At 74.6% G+C, this 17,331-nt stretch carries 16 protein-coding genes; 5 read left to right on the top strand and 11 right to left on the bottom strand.

Annotated elements, in window-relative coordinates; translation table 11 throughout:
* Positions 1-4: 4 nt before the first annotated feature.
* The 4 genes from A6A06_RS12260 to A6A06_RS12245 form a co-directional block, all read right to left on the bottom strand.
* Entirely contained in the window at positions 5-1,126 is a 1,122-nt protein-coding gene (locus A6A06_RS12260; RefSeq protein WP_073761253.1) for a TIGR03364 family FAD-dependent oxidoreductase, read from the bottom strand.
* Positions 1,127-1,273: 147 nt separating this feature from the next.
* Positions 1,274-2,032 carry a GntR family transcriptional regulator gene (locus A6A06_RS12255; RefSeq protein ID WP_073761252.1) on the bottom strand — a complete coding sequence of 253 codons (759 nt, stop codon included), beginning with the start codon at positions 2,030-2,032 and terminating at the stop codon, positions 1,274-1,276.
* Positions 2,033-2,065: 33 nt separating this feature from the next.
* Positions 2,066-2,467 carry a hypothetical protein gene (locus A6A06_RS12250; RefSeq protein ID WP_073761251.1) on the bottom strand — a complete coding sequence of 134 codons (402 nt, stop codon included), beginning with the start codon at positions 2,465-2,467 and terminating at the stop codon, positions 2,066-2,068.
* A gap of 114 nt (positions 2,468-2,581) precedes the next feature.
* On the bottom strand, positions 2,582-3,793 hold the full coding sequence (locus tag A6A06_RS12245) for an ROK family transcriptional regulator (RefSeq protein ID WP_079193973.1): 1,212 nt from the start codon (positions 3,791-3,793) through the stop codon (positions 2,582-2,584).
* Between the two features lie 56 nt (positions 3,794-3,849).
* Between A6A06_RS12245 and A6A06_RS12240 the strand changes: the two genes are divergently transcribed.
* Positions 3,850-4,947 carry a Gfo/Idh/MocA family oxidoreductase gene (locus A6A06_RS12240; protein WP_073761250.1) on the top strand — a complete coding sequence of 366 codons (1,098 nt, stop codon included), beginning with the start codon at positions 3,850-3,852 and terminating at the stop codon, positions 4,945-4,947.
* Positions 4,944-5,516: a heme-degrading domain-containing protein gene (locus A6A06_RS12235; RefSeq protein WP_242440701.1), complete on the top strand. Its 573-nt coding sequence runs from the start codon at positions 4,944-4,946 to the stop codon at positions 5,514-5,516. Before A6A06_RS12240 ends, A6A06_RS12235 begins: the two co-directional genes overlap by 4 nt.
* A gap of 8 nt (positions 5,517-5,524) precedes the next feature.
* On the opposite strand, the gene A6A06_RS12230 is transcribed toward A6A06_RS12235, so the two are convergent.
* The 5 genes from A6A06_RS12230 to A6A06_RS12210 all read right to left on the bottom strand — a co-directional run bounded on the left by A6A06_RS12230 (position 5,525) and on the right by A6A06_RS12210 (position 11,035).
* Positions 5,525-7,411, bottom strand: coding sequence for a choice-of-anchor A family protein (locus tag A6A06_RS12230; RefSeq protein WP_079193972.1), 1,887 nt, complete (start codon positions 7,409-7,411; stop codon positions 5,525-5,527).
* A gap of 138 nt (positions 7,412-7,549) precedes the next feature.
* The gene (locus A6A06_RS12225; protein WP_073761248.1) at positions 7,550-8,407 is read right to left on the bottom strand and encodes a fumarylacetoacetate hydrolase family protein; all 858 of its coding nucleotides are present in this window, start codon (positions 8,405-8,407) and stop codon (positions 7,550-7,552) included.
* 138 nt (positions 8,408-8,545) lie between these two features.
* Positions 8,546-9,385 carry a YidC/Oxa1 family membrane protein insertase gene (locus A6A06_RS12220; protein ID WP_079193971.1) on the bottom strand — a complete coding sequence of 280 codons (840 nt, stop codon included), beginning with the start codon at positions 9,383-9,385 and terminating at the stop codon, positions 8,546-8,548.
* Between the two features lie 96 nt (positions 9,386-9,481).
* Positions 9,482-9,787 carry a DUF6412 domain-containing protein gene (locus tag A6A06_RS12215; protein WP_073761247.1) on the bottom strand — a complete coding sequence of 102 codons (306 nt, stop codon included), beginning with the start codon at positions 9,785-9,787 and terminating at the stop codon, positions 9,482-9,484.
* 246 nt (positions 9,788-10,033) lie between these two features.
* Positions 10,034-11,035, bottom strand: coding sequence for a PucR family transcriptional regulator (locus A6A06_RS12210; RefSeq protein WP_338015890.1), 1,002 nt, complete (start codon positions 11,033-11,035; stop codon positions 10,034-10,036).
* A gap of 505 nt (positions 11,036-11,540) precedes the next feature.
* On the opposite strand from A6A06_RS12210, the gene A6A06_RS12205 reads away from it, so the two are divergent.
* The 3 genes from A6A06_RS12205 to A6A06_RS12195 all read left to right on the top strand — a co-directional run bounded on the left by A6A06_RS12205 (position 11,541) and on the right by A6A06_RS12195 (position 15,524).
* Positions 11,541-12,251 carry a hypothetical protein gene (locus A6A06_RS12205; protein WP_242440700.1) on the top strand — a complete coding sequence of 237 codons (711 nt, stop codon included), beginning with the start codon at positions 11,541-11,543 and terminating at the stop codon, positions 12,249-12,251.
* A 165-nt stretch (positions 12,252-12,416) separates the two neighbouring features.
* On the top strand, positions 12,417-14,279 hold the full coding sequence (locus tag A6A06_RS12200) for an NADH-quinone oxidoreductase subunit NuoF family protein (protein WP_242440699.1): 1,863 nt from the start codon (positions 12,417-12,419) through the stop codon (positions 14,277-14,279).
* Positions 14,280-14,414: 135 nt separating this feature from the next.
* Positions 14,415-15,524 carry an SCO0930 family lipoprotein gene (locus A6A06_RS12195; protein WP_079193970.1) on the top strand — a complete coding sequence of 370 codons (1,110 nt, stop codon included), beginning with the start codon at positions 14,415-14,417 and terminating at the stop codon, positions 15,522-15,524.
* Here A6A06_RS12195 and A6A06_RS12190 read toward each other — a convergent pair.
* Entirely contained in the window at positions 15,502-17,070 is a 1,569-nt protein-coding gene (locus A6A06_RS12190; RefSeq protein WP_079193969.1) for a sodium:solute symporter family protein, read from the bottom strand. The two genes, A6A06_RS12195 and A6A06_RS12190, sit on opposite strands and share 23 nt — an antisense overlap.
* Positions 17,067-17,324 (bottom strand): DUF3311 domain-containing protein, encoded by a 258-nt coding sequence (locus tag A6A06_RS12185; protein WP_199930845.1) that lies wholly within the window; start codon positions 17,322-17,324, stop codon positions 17,067-17,069. Before A6A06_RS12185 ends, A6A06_RS12190 begins: the two co-directional genes overlap by 4 nt.
* Between the last annotated feature and the right edge of the window lie 7 nt (positions 17,325-17,331).

Here is a 17,331-nt window from a genome sequence, read left to right as displayed (position 1 = left end):
GTCCTCACCAGCCAATCTCGTTCGCGGTGTCCTCGGCCAGCGCCGGGGAGCAGGTCATGCCGCGCCCGCCCGGTCCGGTGACCAGCCAGACGCCGTCGCGCAGCCGTTGCCGGTGCACGACGCGCGAGGTGTCCGTGCACTGCGCGTACACCCCGGCCCAGCGGCGGCGTACGGCGGGCAGCGGGCGCCCGAGCAGTCCTTCGACGACTCCGGTCAGGTGCTCGTACGGGTCCTCGACGACGTCGAAGCCGAAGGGTGTGGCGTACTCGTGGGTGTCGCCGATGGTCAGGCCGCCGTCCGCGCGCTGCACCATCAGCAGCTGCATCCGGTGTTCGGCCGCGACCGGCTGCTGAGGCTGCGCCGCGGCCCACGCGTCCAGCTCGGGCCCTCCGTACGCCGGGTAGTAGCGGAAGCTGTCCGCGTCGGCGACGGAGGTGGTCAGGGCTTCGCCGAGCGGCGCGGTCTGCATCATCTGGAGCCGGACGCGGCGTACCGGCAGGTCGGGCACCAGCTCGCGCACCAGACCGCCGAGCCAGGCGCCGGTGCACAGCACGACGGCGTCGCCCTCGTGCAGGTCGCCGTGGTCGTCGCGTACGGACCGTTCGCCGACCACTTCACGTACCTCGCGGCCACCGAGGAAGGTGTAGCGGCCGGACGCCGACAGCGCCTCGCGCAGCGCGCGCTGGGCGGTACGCGGCTCCACGGCGGCATCCCGCTCGCACCGGAGCGCGCCGAGGAAGTCGCCGCGCAGGGCGGGGTTGAGGGCCCTGACGTCGTCGGCGCCGAGCAGTTCGTAGCCGCGGGAAGCGGCGTCCGGGCGGCGGGTGGCGGCTTCGGCGACGGCGTGCTCCGCCTCGTTCCGTACGACGGTGAGGGAGCCGTTGGGCCGGAAACCGAGACCGGGGACCCGCTCTCCGATGCCTTCCCACAGCTCGCGCGCCCGCAGCGCGGTCGCCAGCTCCGGGCCGCCGGCCCGCCCGCCGACCCAGACCAGCCCGAAATTGCGCACCGAGGCGCCGCGCGCCTCGGTCTCCCGCTCGATGTGCACGACCTCGTGGCCGCGCTCTACCGCTTCCCAGGCGTGCAGGGTTCCCAGCACGCCGGCTCCGACAACTATGACTCGCATGTCCCGAACGGTCGTCGGAACGGGTGACCCGGGGCGGACCGCGAGGCGACGCCGGGGTGAACGGGGACTCAAGTTTGGCCTAGACCCGTTATCATTTCGTGATCACATGTTGCGTGGCAGGAGAGGGGCCGGGGAGCGCAGGGAAGGTCAGCCGCCGAGGTGGGTCGTGAAGGAGAACCGGTCGCCCCGGTAGAGCGAACGCACCCGCTCCAGCGGCACGCCCCGGGTGTCCCGCGACAGCCGGTGAATCAGCAGCATCGGCAGCGCGCCCGGGGTGCCGATCAGCAGGGCCTCACGCGGGGTGGCCAGCACGGTCTCCAGGCGCTCGTCCGCGTCGCCGAAGCCGATGCCCAGCCGCTCGTGCAGATACGCGTAGAAGGACGAATCGGGCTCGAACTCCGCGTCCAGGCGCGGCACCCGCGCCACCGCGACGTACGTGCTCTCCAGCCCCACCCGCTCGTCGTCCGCGAGCAGCACCCGCTCCAAGTGCCACACCTCGTCGCCGACTTGCAGGCCCAGCTCCCCGGCCAGCTTCGCCTGCGCGGCGAACCGGTCCAGGCCGACCAGGTGACGGCCCGGCCGCCGCCCCTGCTTCCGTACGCCTTCGGTGTAGCTCGCCAGGGACAGCGGCTGTTCCAGTTTCGGACCCGCCACGACGGTGCCGCGGCCGAGGCGCCGCAGCCGCCCCTCCAGGTGGAGTTCGCGCAGCGCCTGGCGCAGCGTCTCGCGGGAGACCTCGAAGCGCAGGGCCAGCTCGCGCTCGGTGGGCAGCGCCTCGCCCTCGCCCAACTCGGCCAGCAGCGCCGCGATGTGCACCTTCGCCGCGTAGTACTTGGGAATACGTCCGTGCTCGGGAATGCCGGAGCGGATCGGTGCGCCAGGTTCCTGGCCGTTCGGGAAGTCCACCGGCCGATCCTCGCACCCGCGGCGCCGCGCGGGTCAGGGGGACCGGCGCCTGCGGAGGCGGCGGGCCGCCGTCACGAGGAGTGCGCCGGCGGACAGGAACACCAGGGCGGCGGCGCCGATACGGGTCACGCCGGGCGAACCGGTGTCGGCGAGGTGGGGAGGGGGGCCGGGGGTGTGGGTGGGGTGGGCGGCGGGGCGGATGTCGGGATGGGTGGCGGGGCGGGCGTCGAGGCGGGGGGCGGGGTGCGCCTCAGGCTGGTTCCCCCGGGCCGGAGCGGCCTCCGCTGCCGGAGCGGCCTCCGCTGCCGCTGGCACCGCCGCTGCGGCCGCGGCCGCTGCCGGGTGGGCCGGTGGCGCGGCGGCCAGGAGGAATCCCGGCAGCGAGGCCGCCGCGAAGGTGGCGCGTAGTAGTGCGCGGGGCGGACGCACGGACATGACCGACGCTCCTGCCGCTCGTATGACCGGTCGGCTTCGGACCTTGCCACGCGGGCCCGCCGCCGCGCCCACGACGCCCCGGTACGCCGTGCCGATCGCCCGAATGCCGCGCGTTCAGCGCAGTTCCGCCGCCGGTCCGGCCCCGAACGGCGCCCCCGGCGCCCGGAACAGCGGAGCCAGGACGAGGTGCGCCGCGCCGTCCGCCACCGCCCGCGCGCCACCCTCGGCCAGCGCCACGGGGACCGCGGACGTACGGCCGTCGCCGCGGGCGCGGGCCTGCTCGGCCAGGGCGTACGCCACGCCGCGTACGTACACGTCGGGACGCGCCAGCACCGTACGGCCGCCGAGCAGGACCCGGTCGATGTCGAGGAGTTCCACGAGGTTGGCCGCGCCGACGCCCAGGATGCGCGCCGCCTCGGCGGGCTCGCCGCGCGCCGCCCGGTCGAGGCACAGCGCCTCGACGCAGCCACGCTTGCCGCACCCGCAGCGCGGGCCGTCCAGTTGCAGCACCTGGTGGCCGAACTCCCCCGCGCCGGTCCTGGCCCCCCGGTACAGCGCGCCGCCGAGCACCAGGCCGGCGCCCAGCCCCGTACCGAGGTGCAGGTAGCCGAACGAGCCCCGCCCGTCCGGTTCGCGCTGGGCGAGTCCGAGCGCCGCGGCGTTGGTGTCCTTGTCGAGGACGACGGGCAGGCCGAGCCGTGCGGCGAGGGCGTCGCGCAACGGGAAGCCGTCCCAGTCCGGGAAGCCGGTGACCCGGCGCAGCACTCCGGCGGCGTGGTCCAGCGGGCCGGGACAGGCGGCGCCGACGCCCAGTACGCGGGACGAGCGGGCCTCGTCCGGCAGCGCCGCGAGCTGACCGGCCACCGTGTCGAGCACGGCGGACGCGCCCGCGCCGAAGTCGAGCGGGGCGGTGCGCTCCGCGACGGTCCGGCCCGCGAGGTCGGCGAGGACGGCGGTCAGCTCGTCGCGGTCCAGGTGCAGCCCGATCGCGTACCGGGCCCCGGGCACCAGGCACAGCACCGTACGCGGCTTGCCGCCGGTGGACGCGCGCTGCCCCGCCTCGGCCACCAGGCCGTCCGCGCGCAGCCGCGCGAGGATCTTGCTGACCGCCTGCGGCGTCAGGCCCGCCTGCGCGGCGAGCTCCAGCCTGCTGACGCCCGCCGGTCCCGCCGTCCGCAGCAGCCCCAGCACCAGTGCGGCGTTGTGGCCGCGCAGGGCGGGCAGGCCGGCTCCGCCGCCGGGCGGCGGGGAGGCCGGAGCGGCGGACGGCGCGGCTGGTGCGAGGGCTGCCGCGGCGACACGTTCCTCGGGGTCGTTGCTGGTCACCCGTCCATTGTCCGTATTGCTTGCACTTTGGCAACACCGTTGCTTAAGTGGGTGGCATGAACGACTCCCCCGGCACACCGCTCCGCGTCGGCCTGATCGGCTACGGCCTGGCCGGCTCGGTCTTCCACGCCCCGCTGATCGCCGCCACCGACGGCCTGGTGCTGGACACCGTCTCCACCGGCAGCCCGGACCGGCAGGCACAGGCCCGCGCCGAACACCCGCAGGTCCGTACGGTCGCCACCCCCGACGAGGTCCTCGCCCGCGCCGCCGAACTGGACCTCGTCGTCATCGCGTCCCCCAACAAGACGCACGTCGCGCTCGCCGAAGCCGCGCTGGACGCCGGGCTGCCGGTCGTCGTCGACAAGCCGCTCGCCGGGACCGCCGCCGAGGCCGAAGCGCTGGCCGGCCTCGCGGACGAGCGCGGCCTGCTGCTCTCCGTCTTCCAGAACCGCCGCTGGGACAACGACTTCCGTACGGTGCACAAGCTGGTCACCGAGGGCGCGCTCGGCGACGTACAGCGCTTCGAGTCGCGTTTCGAACGCTGGCGCCCGAAGCCGAAGGGCGGCTGGCGCGAGTCCGGCGACCCTGCGGAGATCGGCGGGCTGCTGTACGACCTCGGCAGCCACGTCGCCGACCAGGCGCTCGCCCTGTTCGGGCCGGTCACCCTGGTCTACGCCGAGTCCGACGTACGCCGCCCCGGCGCGGAGGCCGACGACGACACGTTCCTCGCCCTCACCCACGCGAACGGCGTCCGCTCGCACCTGTGGGTCAGCGCGACCACCGCCCAGCTCGGCCCGCGCTTCCGGGTGCTGGGCAGCCGCGCGGGCTACGTGAAGTACGGCCTGGACCCGCAGGAAGCGGCACTGCGCGAGGGACGGCGACCGGACGAGGACCCGGCCGGCTGGGGCGTGGAGCCGGAGTCGGCGTGGGGCCGGATCGGCGCCGGGGAGTCCCCGGCGACCGGCGGCGGAGCACCAGTACCGACCCTGTCCGGTGACTACCCCGCGTACTACGCAGCCGTCGCGCAGGCGCTGCGCACCGGAGGCGAACCGCCGGTGAGCGCCAGGGAAGCGGCGGCGGCGCTGCGCGTCCTGGAGGCGGCGAAGACATCGGCGGCCGAGGGCCGCGCGGTCCGGATCGAGGAGTCGGCATGAGCGGCACGGCGGATGTGAACGGCACGGGCGGCACGGCGAACGTGAACGGCACGGGCGGCACCGGGGCGCTGAACGGCCTGGACGAGCGCGAGGCGGCCCGCCACCAGGTCCGCGAGCTGGAGGAACAGGAACGGCGCCTGGTCCTGGACCGCTTCGGCAACGACGACGCCTGGCGGCTCGGCTGCCTGCTGACGGACCTGGCACGCGAGCGCGGCGCGGCCGTGACGGTGGACATCCGGCGCGGGGCGCAGCAGCTGTTCCACTGCGCGCTGCCGGGTACGTCGGCGGACAACGACGCGTGGATCGAGCGCAAGTGCCGCGTCGTGGAGCGGTACGCGGAGTCCTCGTACCTCGTCGGCGCCCGCTTCCGCGCCAAGGGCCGGACGTTCGAGGAATCGTCCCGTCTCGACCCGGACCGCTACGCCGCGCACGGCGGCGCCTTTCCCGTACGGCTGCGCGGTACGGGAGTCGTCGGCACGGTCGCGGTCTCCGGCCTCCCCCAGGGCGACGACCACGCGCTGGTGGTCGACGCCCTGGGGCGCTACATCGAGCAGCGGCCGGCAGGCTGACCCGGAGGTCAGCCGGAGCGGCGGCGGGTGCGGATGATCAGCACGAGCACCACACCGCTGACGACGGCGGCCACTGCCGCCCCGATGAACAGCGGGTCCTGGAAGGTGCTGCTGCCGCTGTGCGCCAGCTGGTCGCCGTCATCCGTCGGCCCGGGGCTGGGCACGGGGGTGCCGGAGGAGTCGGTGGGCGAGGGGGTCGGGGGTGAGGTCGGGGTGGGTGTGGGTTCCGGGGCGGTTTCGGTGGGCTCGGGGCCGGTTTCGGTGGGCTCGGGGCCGGGGTCGGTGGGCTCGGGGCCGGGGTCAGTGGGCTCCGGGCCGGGGTCAGTGGGCTCCGGGCCGGGGTCGGTCGGTTGCGGGGTCGGCTCGGTGGGCTGCGGAGTCGGGTCGGTGGGCTGCGGAGTCGGCTCGGTCGGTTGCGGAGTCGGCTCCGTGGGCTGCGGAGTCGGCTCGGTCGGGGTCGGGGTCGGCTCCGGGGCGGTACCGGACGGCATCGGGTCCGTGGGGGACGGGCTCGGCTCGGTGGGAGTGGGGGTCGGCGTCGGCTCCGTGGGAGACGGGCTCGGCTCCGTGGGAGACGGGCTCGGCTCCGTGGGCGTGGGCGACGGCTCGTCGGTCGGCGACGGGCTCGGGTCCGTAGGCGTGGGCGACGGCTCGTCCGTAGGTGACGGCGACGGCTCGTCGGTCGGCGACGGCGAGGGGTCCGTCGGAGACGGGCTCGGGTCGGTCGGGGTGGGCTCCGGGGCGGTCCCGGACGGCATCGGGTCCGTCGGGCTCGGCGACGGATCCGTGGGAGACGGAGTGGGTGTCGGCGTGGGTGTCGGAGTAGGCGTCGGTGTCGGGCTCGGCTCGCGGCAGTCCGGCAGGTCCCCGTTGAACGGGTAGTTGTGCATCTCCGCGCCCGACGTCGAGGTGTGCACCAGTGAACCCACCGTGAAGAAACGGCCGTTCATGCCCGGTACCGACACCGTCGTCGTGCTGCCTTGCTTGCCGACCAGCACGCTCCCCTGGAACTGCGCGCCGCCCTTGAACTCCACTGTGTTCGCGTCCGGGAAGTTCCACAGCAGCCGCTCACGGATGCCCTGCGGCTGGAGGTCGTGTCCGATGTACGTGTTGACGGTCCGGGCGTCGCCGAGCATGTTGACGAGGACGGTGGCCCCCGCCGGGATGCCGGTGAACGTGATGCCCTGGGCGCCGCCGTTGCGGCCCGCCAGATCGAAGTCGACGTTGAAGACCTGGAGGGCGGACGTGCCGTCGCCGGTGAAGACCGTCGAATAGCCCTGGTTGACGGCGGTGCCGGTCGCGGGCCGCTGCCCGTCGCCGGTCCGGGCGTAGCACCGGCTGCTCGCCGTGAGGTCGGGTACCAGCTTGCGGTACGGGTCGGCGGCGCCCGGCCGCTGGTCCGCCTGGGGGATCACGGTGCCGGTGAGCCCGCCTTCGTAGGCGACGACGCCGTGGGTGCTGCCTTCCTCGGCGAGCAGCCGCTGGCCGGGGGCGATGGTGACGTCGCCGCCCACGGTCAGGAAGTCGGAGCCGTTGGGTGGCGGCACCCGGGAGCCCACGCCGACGATGCCGACGTTGTAGACGCTGGAGCCGCCGGTCTTGTTCATGCTGAAGCCGCCGAGGGTGACGATCTTGCCCTCGGCCTCGGCGGCCGATCCGCCGACGCGGAAGTCACCGCCGACGAAGATGTTGAGGTTCTCGTCCCGCCCGGGTACCGGTCCGTTGTTCGGATCGTCGTACGAGGACGGGCACTGGCTTCCCCGGCACGGGCCGAGGCCGCCGGGCAGCGGGGCCGCGAAGCCGAACGCCGCGAACAGGCCGAGGAGCAGGGCGGCCACGGCCCCCAGCGCGGCGGCACCCACCACCCGGGTCCGTTTTGTCTTTTTTGCAGGCATATACGCACTATGTGCGCGGACCGGCCGGGCAGCCGTCCGGCCCGCGCACCCGTACGGCGAGTCCCCCTGTCCAGCCGACAGCCGGGCCCCTGCCGCCGGGCACCGACCACCCCGCCGACAGGCCGCCCTGAGGGCCCGTCAGGCGTCCTTCAGCTCCTGCCGCTGCCGCCCCAGGCCGTCGATCTCCAGCTCCACCACGTCACCGGCGCGCAGGTACGGCTTGGGCTCCGGGCAGCCCATCGCCACGCCCGCCGGGGTGCCGGTATTGATCACATCGCCCGGGTAGAGGGTCATGAACCGGCTCACGTAACGGACCACTTCGGCCACCGGGAAGATCTGCGCGGCGGTCGTGCCGTCCTGCCGCAGCGTGCCGTTGACCCACAGCCGTACGCCCAGCGCCTGCGGATCCGGCACCTCGTCCGCCGTCACCAGCCACGGGCCCAGCGGGTTGAACGTCTCGCAGTTCTTGCCCTTGTCCCACTGGCCGCCGCGTTCGATCTGGAACTCCCGTTCGGAGACGTCGTGCGCGATCGTGTACCCGGCCACGGCGGCGCGGGCCTCCTCGTCGGTCTCCAGGTAGCGCGCGGTACGGCCGATGACGACGGCCAGCTCGGCCTCCCAGTCCGTCTTCACGCTGCCGCGCGGCACCAGCACCGTGTCGTCGGGCCCGATCACCGTGTCCGGCGCCTTCATGAAGACGATCGGTTCGGCCGGGACGGCGGCGCCGGTCTCGCGCGCGTGGTCGTGATAGTTCAGCCCGATGCACACGATCTTGCCGATCCGGGCGACGGGCGGGCCGGTGCGCAGACCGGCCGGGTCCAGGTGCGGCAGCACACCGGCGGCGGCCGCCGCCCGTATGCGCGCGAGGGCCGGACTGTCCCCGAGCAGCGCCCCGTCGATGTCCGTGACCAGCGACGACAGGTCGCGCAGGACCCCTTCCTCGTCGAGCAGCGCCGGGCGTTCCGCCCCCACCAGACCGACACGCAGCAGCTTCATCGGTACAACTCCCGTGGTCGAAGGGTCGGTCCGGGAGGGCTCTCCCGGACCGGCCGATGGGGGACGGCCATCGAGCGATTCGGACGATCGTCCAAGAACGCCGTCCGCTCCGCAAGACCCGGTTCACGCACTGGACCGTTACCCGGCGGTACGGGCCGGGGCCACGGCCCCCTTCCCCGGCGTACGGGCCGGGACCACGGCCGCCTCCCCCGGCGTACGGTCCCCGAGTCCGCCCCGGTCCCGGTCCCGGTCCCGGTGCAGCAGCGCCCGCTCGCACGCCGTCCACGTCGTGGTCGTCACCAGGTAGAGCGCGGCCGCCAGCGGCAGCACCGCGACGCTGACCAGCGTGCCGAAGGACAGCAGCGGCATCATCTTCGCCATTCCGGCGAGGCCCGGCACCGTGCCGCCGTCGGCCGTGCCCGCCCGGCCGGGGGCCGCGCCCGTCACGAAGTTCTGCGCCATCGCCGTACGCGCCCGCCGGTAGTTCCAGGTGGCGACGGCGGCGACCAGCGCGAACAGCGCGAGGTAGACCCGCCCGTGCGGCCCGAACACCCCGCCGTCCGCGAGGGCCTGCGACCAGTGACCGCCGAGCGGCGCGCCCAGCAGCGTATGCCCGAGCAGGCCGCTGCCGTCGCTGGTGAACAGGTGGTACATGACGAAGAAGACGGGCAGCTGGAGCAGCGCCGGGAGGCAGCCCGCCAGGGGCGAGGACCCGGTCTCGGCGTAGAGCGCGGCCGTCTCCTCCCGCAGCCGCTGCGGGTCCTTCGCGTGCCTGCGCCGCAGCTCGGCCAGGCGCGGGGCGTGCGCGGAACGGGTCTTCTCGCCGCGGGCGGCGGCACGGGCGAGCGGGTGCAGTGCGGCGCGTACGCACAGGGTGAACAGGATGATCGCGGCGGCCGTCGCCGAAGCGCCGAAAAGCGGTTCGATGAGGTCGGCGGCCTGGGACAGGGCGCTGCCCAGGGTGGAGAAGACGGACATGAGTGAGCCCTCCACGGGTCTCGTCGTGCCGGGATGAGGAATCGGCGTGACGAGCCGCGTGGGGCCGGTGCCCCCGCACAGTGCGAGGTGGGGCGCCTACGCGGCCGTCGGGAGGGGACGGCCGGGTGCCCTGGGCCGCGGGCGGCCCGCGGCGTCGGGATCGCGCTGCGGCAGGAAGGCCGTACGGCGTTCCCGGTCGCGCAGGGCGGTACGGATGCGGCCCGGCGGTTCGGGCCGGGCGAGCGCGGCGGCCAGGAAGGCGCGGCACAGCAGCAGGAGAGCGGCGGTGGCCGCCGCGGAGGTGAGCGCGGGAGCCAGCCCGCTCTCGGCGAGGAGGAACCCGGAGAGCAGGAAGAAGAGCGCGCCCACGTACAGCCGCCAGGCGTCGGCGCAGCGCTGCATGTGCTCACCCCTTTCCCTTTCCCGTACCGCTTCCCTTACCGCCGGTTTCCGCCCCAGGGTAACGGCAGCGCCGCGGCACCGGTCCCCCGGTCCCGCGCAGGTCCCCGGGTCCAGCACAGGTCCCCGGGTCCCGCACCGGGCGGCGGGTCACCAGCCCTCGGGCCCCGCACCGGCTTCCCACCCCGGCCCACGCAGGGCGGCGGCCCCGGAGGGGAGCCCGGGGCCGCCGCGGTCATGGTGCGCTCGTCACAGTCCGTTGACCCGGGCCTCCCTGGCCATGCCCAGCGGGCGGATGGTGGAGGCGACGGCCCTGGCCCGGCGGCCGGCCCGTGAGCGGTAGCGCCGTACGTGGGCCATCAGGCGGCGGCTGCGCAGCGCCATCTCCAGCTCGAACCGGGTCCGCGGGTCGCGCAGCGCGGGCCCGAAGAGCTTCTCGATCTGCCGCAGGCGGTAGCGCACGGTCTGCGGGTGCACCTGGAGCACCTTGGCCGCCTCGGGTGCGCCGCCACCCTCCAGCCAGGCCAGCAGGGTGACCTCCAGACGTTCGCTCTGCCGGGGCGTCAGGTCGTCCAGCGGGCTCAGCCAGCGGGAGGACAGCGCCCGCGCCAGCGATTCGTCCTGGAGGAGGAGCAGCGCGGAGAGGTGGTCGTCGACGAAGGCCGGGCGGGCGTCGGGGCCGCCGCGGCCGGGCGACAGCGCGAGCAGGGCGCGGGCCCAGCGCAGCGAGGAGGCGGTATCGCCCGCCGGTACGGCGTGGCCGACCGCCGCCACCCGGCCCTTGAGCGCGGCCTCCAGCCGGGCCCGGGTCTGCGTACCGGGGTCGGGGACGAGGAGGCAGGTGTCGCCGTCGACCGTGCCGATCAGCGCGTCGCCGAGAGCGGCGGCCAGCTGGGGGGCTTCGGCGGGCGAGGCGAGGGCGATGGCCTGGACGCGTGCCGGTACGGGCCAGCCGGCGCAGCGGGCCACCTCGGCGAGGGCGACGTCGGAGACGCCCTTGGCCCCTGAGAGGGCGGCGAACAGCTCCCGGCGGGCAGGCGCCACCGGCAGCGGGGTGACGACGAGGTCCCTGGGCCGCCGGACGCGCTCCGCGCTTTCCTGGTAGCCGAGCGCCACCAGCATGGCCTGTTCCACGGCCCGGCGGGACTCTTCCGCACCCAGATCCGCGAGCAGCGCGGATAAGGCGGGAGATTCGCTCCGCAGTTCCTCGGTCACCTTCTCGGCGAGCGCCGGGAGTTCCTTTCTCAGCACGCGGGTCCATTCGCCACGGGGGCGTGACCAGATGCGGTTCAGGAGATCACACATCGCTACCTCGTTCCTGGCGTGATGCGGAGGGGGGTACGGCCCTGCTGCCCGGAAGCACCCTGCGCGCCGTGCGGAAGCGCTTCGAGCGGTGGTCGTGCTTGAGGGGGCACCATCCGGAGTTACCTGCCGTAACTTCGATGCCGGTGCAGGAATTTGTCACAGCGCGATAAACCGCAGGACGGTCCGGCGGCCTTCCGTGATGCTGCTGCACACCCCGTTCACCGCCTTTGGCACATACCATTGCGCGCCACTCGGCGGGACACGGCGCATAAACCGTGGCGAATATCCCGGCAACTGCTGCCGAACACGGCACGTGGCGTACGAAATTGACTGCGCGATCTGTCTTGAACCGGGGGCCGGGGGTCGGCGGCCGGGGGTCGGGGGGCGGCTCCCGGCGGTCAAGGTGCCACCCCGTCCCCTCCCCTTCCCGCACCCTCCCCAAGGAGGCCCGATGCCCGCATCCCGTTTGCGGACCGCTCTGCGCCCGGCCCTGCCGGCCACCGTGCTCCTCTTCCTCGCCGTGGCCACCCAGGCAGGCGCACCCCAACAAGTGCTCGCCTTCCTTGACTTCGGCGCGGGCGTCCTCGCACTGGTCTCGCTCACCGGAACCGTGCTGTGGGGCCTGGCCGCCACCGACCGGCTACTGCTGCACTCCGGCCACCGGCTGGTCGCGCAGGCCGTGCACCGCGGCACCGGCGTCGCCGGACTGGGCTTCCTCGCCCTGCACATCGGAGTGAAGATCACCCGCGGCCGGACGAGCGGTACGGCCGCCGCCGTGCCGTTCGCCGACGACGGCCGGCCACTGCTCATCGGCCTCGGCACGCTGGCCGGCTACCTCTTCCTCGCGACGGCGGTCACGGGCGCGGTACGCGGCGCGTTCACCTCGCGCCGCGGGTCGCGGTGGTGGCGGGTGCTGCACATGGGCGCGTACGTGGCCTGGTGCGCGGCGCTCGTGCACGGCCTGAAGTCGGGCCGCCCGGCCGCCGGTTGGGTGACCGCCGGATACATGCTGTGCGTCGCCGGGGTCGCGGTGGCGCTCGCCCTGCGACTGCGGGCACCGCGGCGGACCCGGATTCCGTACAGCCGACCGCCGGACACGGACTCCGGCAGGCCCCGGGCCCCCACCCGGACGGCCCGGCACTCCCGCGACGCCCATCCATGACGTACGGATACGCGCGATGACGTACGGCCACGGGCGAAGAGCGGGCCGATACGTCGACAGGTCGGCACGTCGGCATGACCGCGGTGCGCGACCGTCGCGCCTACGGGTGCAGCTTTTGTGGCCCCCCGGATACCTCAACGTCTCACGCAACGAGCGGAGTTCCCTATGACGCTTCTCGCCTCGGCCGCCTCGACCGCCTCGACCGCCTCGGTCACCTCAACCGCCGCGACCGCCTCGGCCGCCGCGACCACCACGACCGCCTCAGCCTCCACGATCCCGCTGCCCGCCGTCGGCCGCACCCCCGCCGTCGGCCGCACCCCCGTCGTCGGTCGCACCCCCGCGGTCCACCACGCCCCCGCCGTCATCCGCGCCTGGCCCGTCCCCGGCCTCGCCGCCCTCGGGCCGCCCCGGTTGCTGGCCGGGCTGCTGGACGGAATGGACGGGCTGGGCGGGCTGGGCGGGCTGGGCGGGCTGGGCGGGCTGGGCGGGCTGGGCGGGCTGGGCGGCCCGGACGGGGTCGAGCGCCTCGGACGGGTGGCGCACCTGGCTCGGCACGGTGGGCCGCCCGACCTGTCCGCGGGCGAACTGGTGGCGCTGGCCGAGGACACCGGTCTGCGCGGTCGCGGCGGCGCCGGTTTCCCCTTCGCGCGCAAGCTGAGCGCCGTCATGGCGGGGCAACGCCGCACGGACGGACGCGTCGCGGTGGTCGTCAACGGCAGTGAGGGCGAGCCCGGTTGCCTCAAGGACACGGCGCTGCTGCTATACGCGCCGCACCTGGTGCTGGACGGCGCGCTGCTCGCCGCGCGGGCGCTCGGCGCCGAGGAGGTCGCGATCGGGGTGACCCGCGCCGACGTGGCCCGGTCGGTGCGCCGGGCGATCACCGAACGCGGGCCGCTGTCCACGCCGGTACGCGCCGAGCTGCTGACGGAACGTTTCGTGACGGGCGAGGGCACGGCGCTCACCGACGGCCTGAACCGGGGGCCCGGCCTGCCCTCGGGCCGCAAGGTCCGCTCCAGCGAACGCGGCCTGGACGGCCTGCCCACCCTGCTGTCCAACACCGAGACGTACGCGCAGCTCGCCCTCGCCGCGCGGCTGGGCGCCCTCGGCTTCCGCAGCACGGGCGACCCCGCCGAGCCCGGCACCGTCCTGCTGACCGTGGCCGGCGAGCGGGTCGTGGAGGCGCCGACGGGGGTGCCGCTCGCCCGCGTCCTGGCCCTGTGCGGGCTCGGTCCCGGCCAGGGCGTCCTGATCGGCGGCTACCACGGCACTTGGCTGTCGCCGCCCGCCGCCGGTACGGCCCTCCTCACCCGCGACGGCCTGGCCGCGTACGGCGCGGTGCTCGGCGCGGGGGCGGTGCTGCCGCTGCCGGAGGGGACCTGCCCGGCGGGCGAGACCGTACGGGTCGCGCGCTGGATGGCCGCCGAGTCCGCAGGGCAGTGCGGACCCTGCGTCCTGGGCCTGCCCGCGCTCGCCGACGCGCTGGGACAGGCCGTCAGCGGTGGCGGGCAGCGCGCGCTGGATGCCGTACGGGCCCGGATGCGGGCCGTGGAACGGCGCGGCGCGTGCAGCCACCCCGACGGCACCGCGCGATTCGTCGCCTCGGCGCTGGCCGCCTTCTCCGCCGAGTTCGACCGGCACGCCCGCGGCACCGGCTGCGGGCGGCCGGTGCTCGGCGTGCTGCCGCTGACCGGCGAGGAGGCGGTGACCGGCGAGGAGGCGGCGTACGGCGAGGAGGCAACGTACGGCACCCGCAGCGCACCGGCATCCGGCGGCGGGCGGCGCTCCGGCACCCGCGCCGCCACGACCGCCCCCCGGACCCGCGCGCCCGAACAGCGGCTGCTCGTCGACTGGACGCTGTGCCAGGGCCACGGCCTGTGCGCCGACCTCGTACCCGGCATGGTCCGGCTGGGCCCGGACGGCTACCCGGAGCGGGCCGCGATGCCCCTGCCCGCCCGGATGCGCCGCCGCGCGCAGCTCGCGGTACGGCGCTGCCCGGCGCTCGCCCTGCGCGTCCAGGGCCTCGAATGACCCGTACCGCCGCCGTACGGACACCACTTCGGCGCGGTTTCTGTCCCCCGATGACAACTTCCGCACCGCCTGAACACCGGCCCCCCACCCCTCGTATCCCGCAGACAACACCCCGGCCCCTCGAAGGAGACAGCGATGAGCCCACTGAGCACACCGAGCACACCGAGCCCGCAAAGCCCGCAGCCCCATCCGCGCACCGGCCGCCCCCGGCCCGCCGCCCGTCCCGCCTCCCGCCGCCCCAACCCGCAGCGCCGCCACGCCGCGCTGGCCGTGACGGCCGCCGCCGTCATGGCGCTCACCACCGCCTGCGGCTCCGGTGACAGCACCGACGCCGCGCCGGTGGCCAACGACAAGGCCCCGTCGGGCAGCGGCAGTTCCGCCGGTTACGGCTCGGGCGACGCGGGCAACGGCTACGGCTCGGGCGGCTCGGGCAACGGCGCCGGCAAGGGGCAGGCCGGCGGTGACGGGTACGGGTCGGCGGACGACACCAGCCGGCCCGCCGCCCAGGCCGCCCCCGCCCGGATCCTCGCCCTGCGCCAGTCCCCCGCCCTCGGCCCGGTCGTCACCGACAGCAAGGGCATGGCCCTGTACCGCTTCGACAAGGACACCGCCGAGCCGCCCGACTCCGCCTGCTCCGGCGCCTGCGCCACCACCTGGCCCCCGGTCCCCGCCGACGACGCCACCGCCGCCTCCGGCATGGCCGCGAGCGCCCTCGGCTCGGTGACCCGCGCCGACGGCACCCGGCAGCTCACCATCAGCGGCTGGCCCGCCTACCGCTACGCCAAGGACACCGCCCCGGGCGACACCAAGGGCCACGGCGTCGGCGGCACCTGGAACGCGTTCGCCCCCGACGGCAAGAAGGCGACCGCCGGAGCCGCCACCGACGTCTCCGTCTTCGACCAGCCCAAGCTGGGCAAGCTGCTCGTCGACAAGGAGGGCCGTACGGTCTACCGCTTCACCAAGGACAGCGCCTGGCCGATGAGGTTCGGCTGCAACGGCGCGTGCCTGGACACGTGGAAACCCGTCGGACCGGCCGACAAGAGCAAGCTGGAGGGCGTCCCCGCCAAGCTGATCAGCACCGTCACCCGCCCCGACGGCACCGAGCAGCTGACGGTCGACTGCTGGCCGGTCTACACCTTCAGCGGCGACAAGCAGCCCGGGGACGTGAAGGGGCAGGGCAAGATGGGCACCTGGTTCGCCGTCTCCCCCGAAGGCAAGAAGATCACTTCGCCGGCGACGGGCTGACCCCGGCCACGCCCTCCCCGCCGGCCGCGCCGTCCTCGCCGGCGCCGCTCCCCGCCTCGCCCGGACCGTCCTCCGGATCCAGGTCCGACGCCAGCACCTCGGCGTCCGGCCGGTCGTCCACCGGCCGCGGGCCCAGCCAGGTCACCGCGAGCGCCACCACCAGGTTCACCGCGAGCGCCACGATGCCCGCGTTCATGCCCCACACCGGATCGTGCTCGGTGAAGACCAGCCCGCAGACCACCACGAGGCCCACCACCAGGCCGCTGACGGCCCCGTACAACGTCAGCCGCCGCCACACCAGCCCCAGCAGGATCATCGGTACGAGCTGCGCCATCCCCTCGTACGAGATGAGCGAGAGCCGTACCAGGGTGTTCGGCGCGGTGTACGTCAGCAGCAGCGCCAGGCCGCCCGCCACCACCACGACCACCTGCGACCACAGTTTCTGGCGGTGCGCCAGCCGGGGCACCGCACCCAGCACGCTCCTCCCCCACATCGTGCCGATGACCAGCATGAACACGGCCATCGGCACGATGGAGGAGAGCGCCGCCGCCACACCGGTGACGCCCACCAGCCAGGCCGGCAGCGAGTCCACCACCAGCTTGAACAGCGCCAGATTGGAGTCCGCGCCGGTCAGCCCCGGCACCACGAACAGGGCCGCCATGCCCAGCAGCATCGGCACGAACAGCAGCACGTTGTAGAACGGCAGCAGCACCGCGTTGCGCCGCAGGGCGTCGGCGCTGCGCGCGCCCAGGTAGCCCGCGACGGTCGTCGGGAAGATGACGACGGTCAGCGAGTTCAGGAGGGAGGTGGTGATGAACCAGCCCTGGCCCAGGCCGCCCGACGCGTGACCGGGGAAGGTCAGCCACTGCGGTTTCTCGGCGACGATCCGGTCCAGGAAGGGCCCGTACCCGTCGAAGTAGTGCAGCGGTACGTACACCGCGAGGAACGCCAGCGTCGCGATGACCAGGATGTCCTTCAGGACGGACACCCAGGCGCTGCCGCGCAGCCCGCTGACCACGACGAAGAGGGTGGTCACCGCGAAGCCGATGAAGTACGCCCAGTTCAGGCTGATCGCCCCGTAGGAGATGGTCGTCACGACCACGCCCATGCCGGTGATCTGGAGCTGGATGTACGGCAGCAGGCAGACCGTCGCGAGGATCGCCACGGCCGTGCCGAGCCAGCGCCGCCCGTAGCGGTGCGCCACCAGGTCGGTGATGCCGACCAGGCCGTGCCGGCGCGCGTACGACCAGAGCATCGGACCGGCCACGAAGCCGACCGCGTAGCCGCAGGACATGTACGCGAGGACGTAGAGGACCGGGGCGCCGAAGTTGTAACCCCAGCCCGCGGCGCCCAGATAGCTGAAGCTGGTGTAGCTCTCGCCCGCCATCAGCACCCAGATGAAGACCGTGCCGAGGCTGCGGCCGCCCACCGACCACTCGTCGAGGCCGCCCTTGCGGCGCCCGCCGCCGCGGACCGCCAGCAGCCCCAGGGCCAGCGTCAGCACCATGAACGCCGCGAAGATGGAGGTGGCGATGGTCGCGTTCATGCCGCGCCCCCTTCTCCGGCCCGCTCCGCGGCCCGCCCGCCCGCTCGCCCGTCCGCCCGCCGCGCGGCCCGTTTCCGGTCGCCGCGCCAGGCCAGCCACACCGACGCGGGCGTCAGCAGGGTCGCGAGCAGCATCCAGAAGACGAGGAACGGCAGTCCGAGCACGGTCGGCGTCACGCGGTTCACCAGCGGCAGCACACCGAGGTAGAGCACGTGAGGGACCAGGAGCCACAGCAGCGTGGGACGTTTCAGCACAGCGCGA

Origin of the sequence: Streptomyces sp. CB02923 (assembly GCF_001905005.1) — a bacterium.
GTDB lineage: Bacteria > Actinomycetota > Actinomycetes > Streptomycetales > Streptomycetaceae > Streptomyces.
The sequence above is the reverse complement of the archived record's forward strand: the minus strand, read 5'-3'. Positions and strand labels throughout refer to the sequence as shown.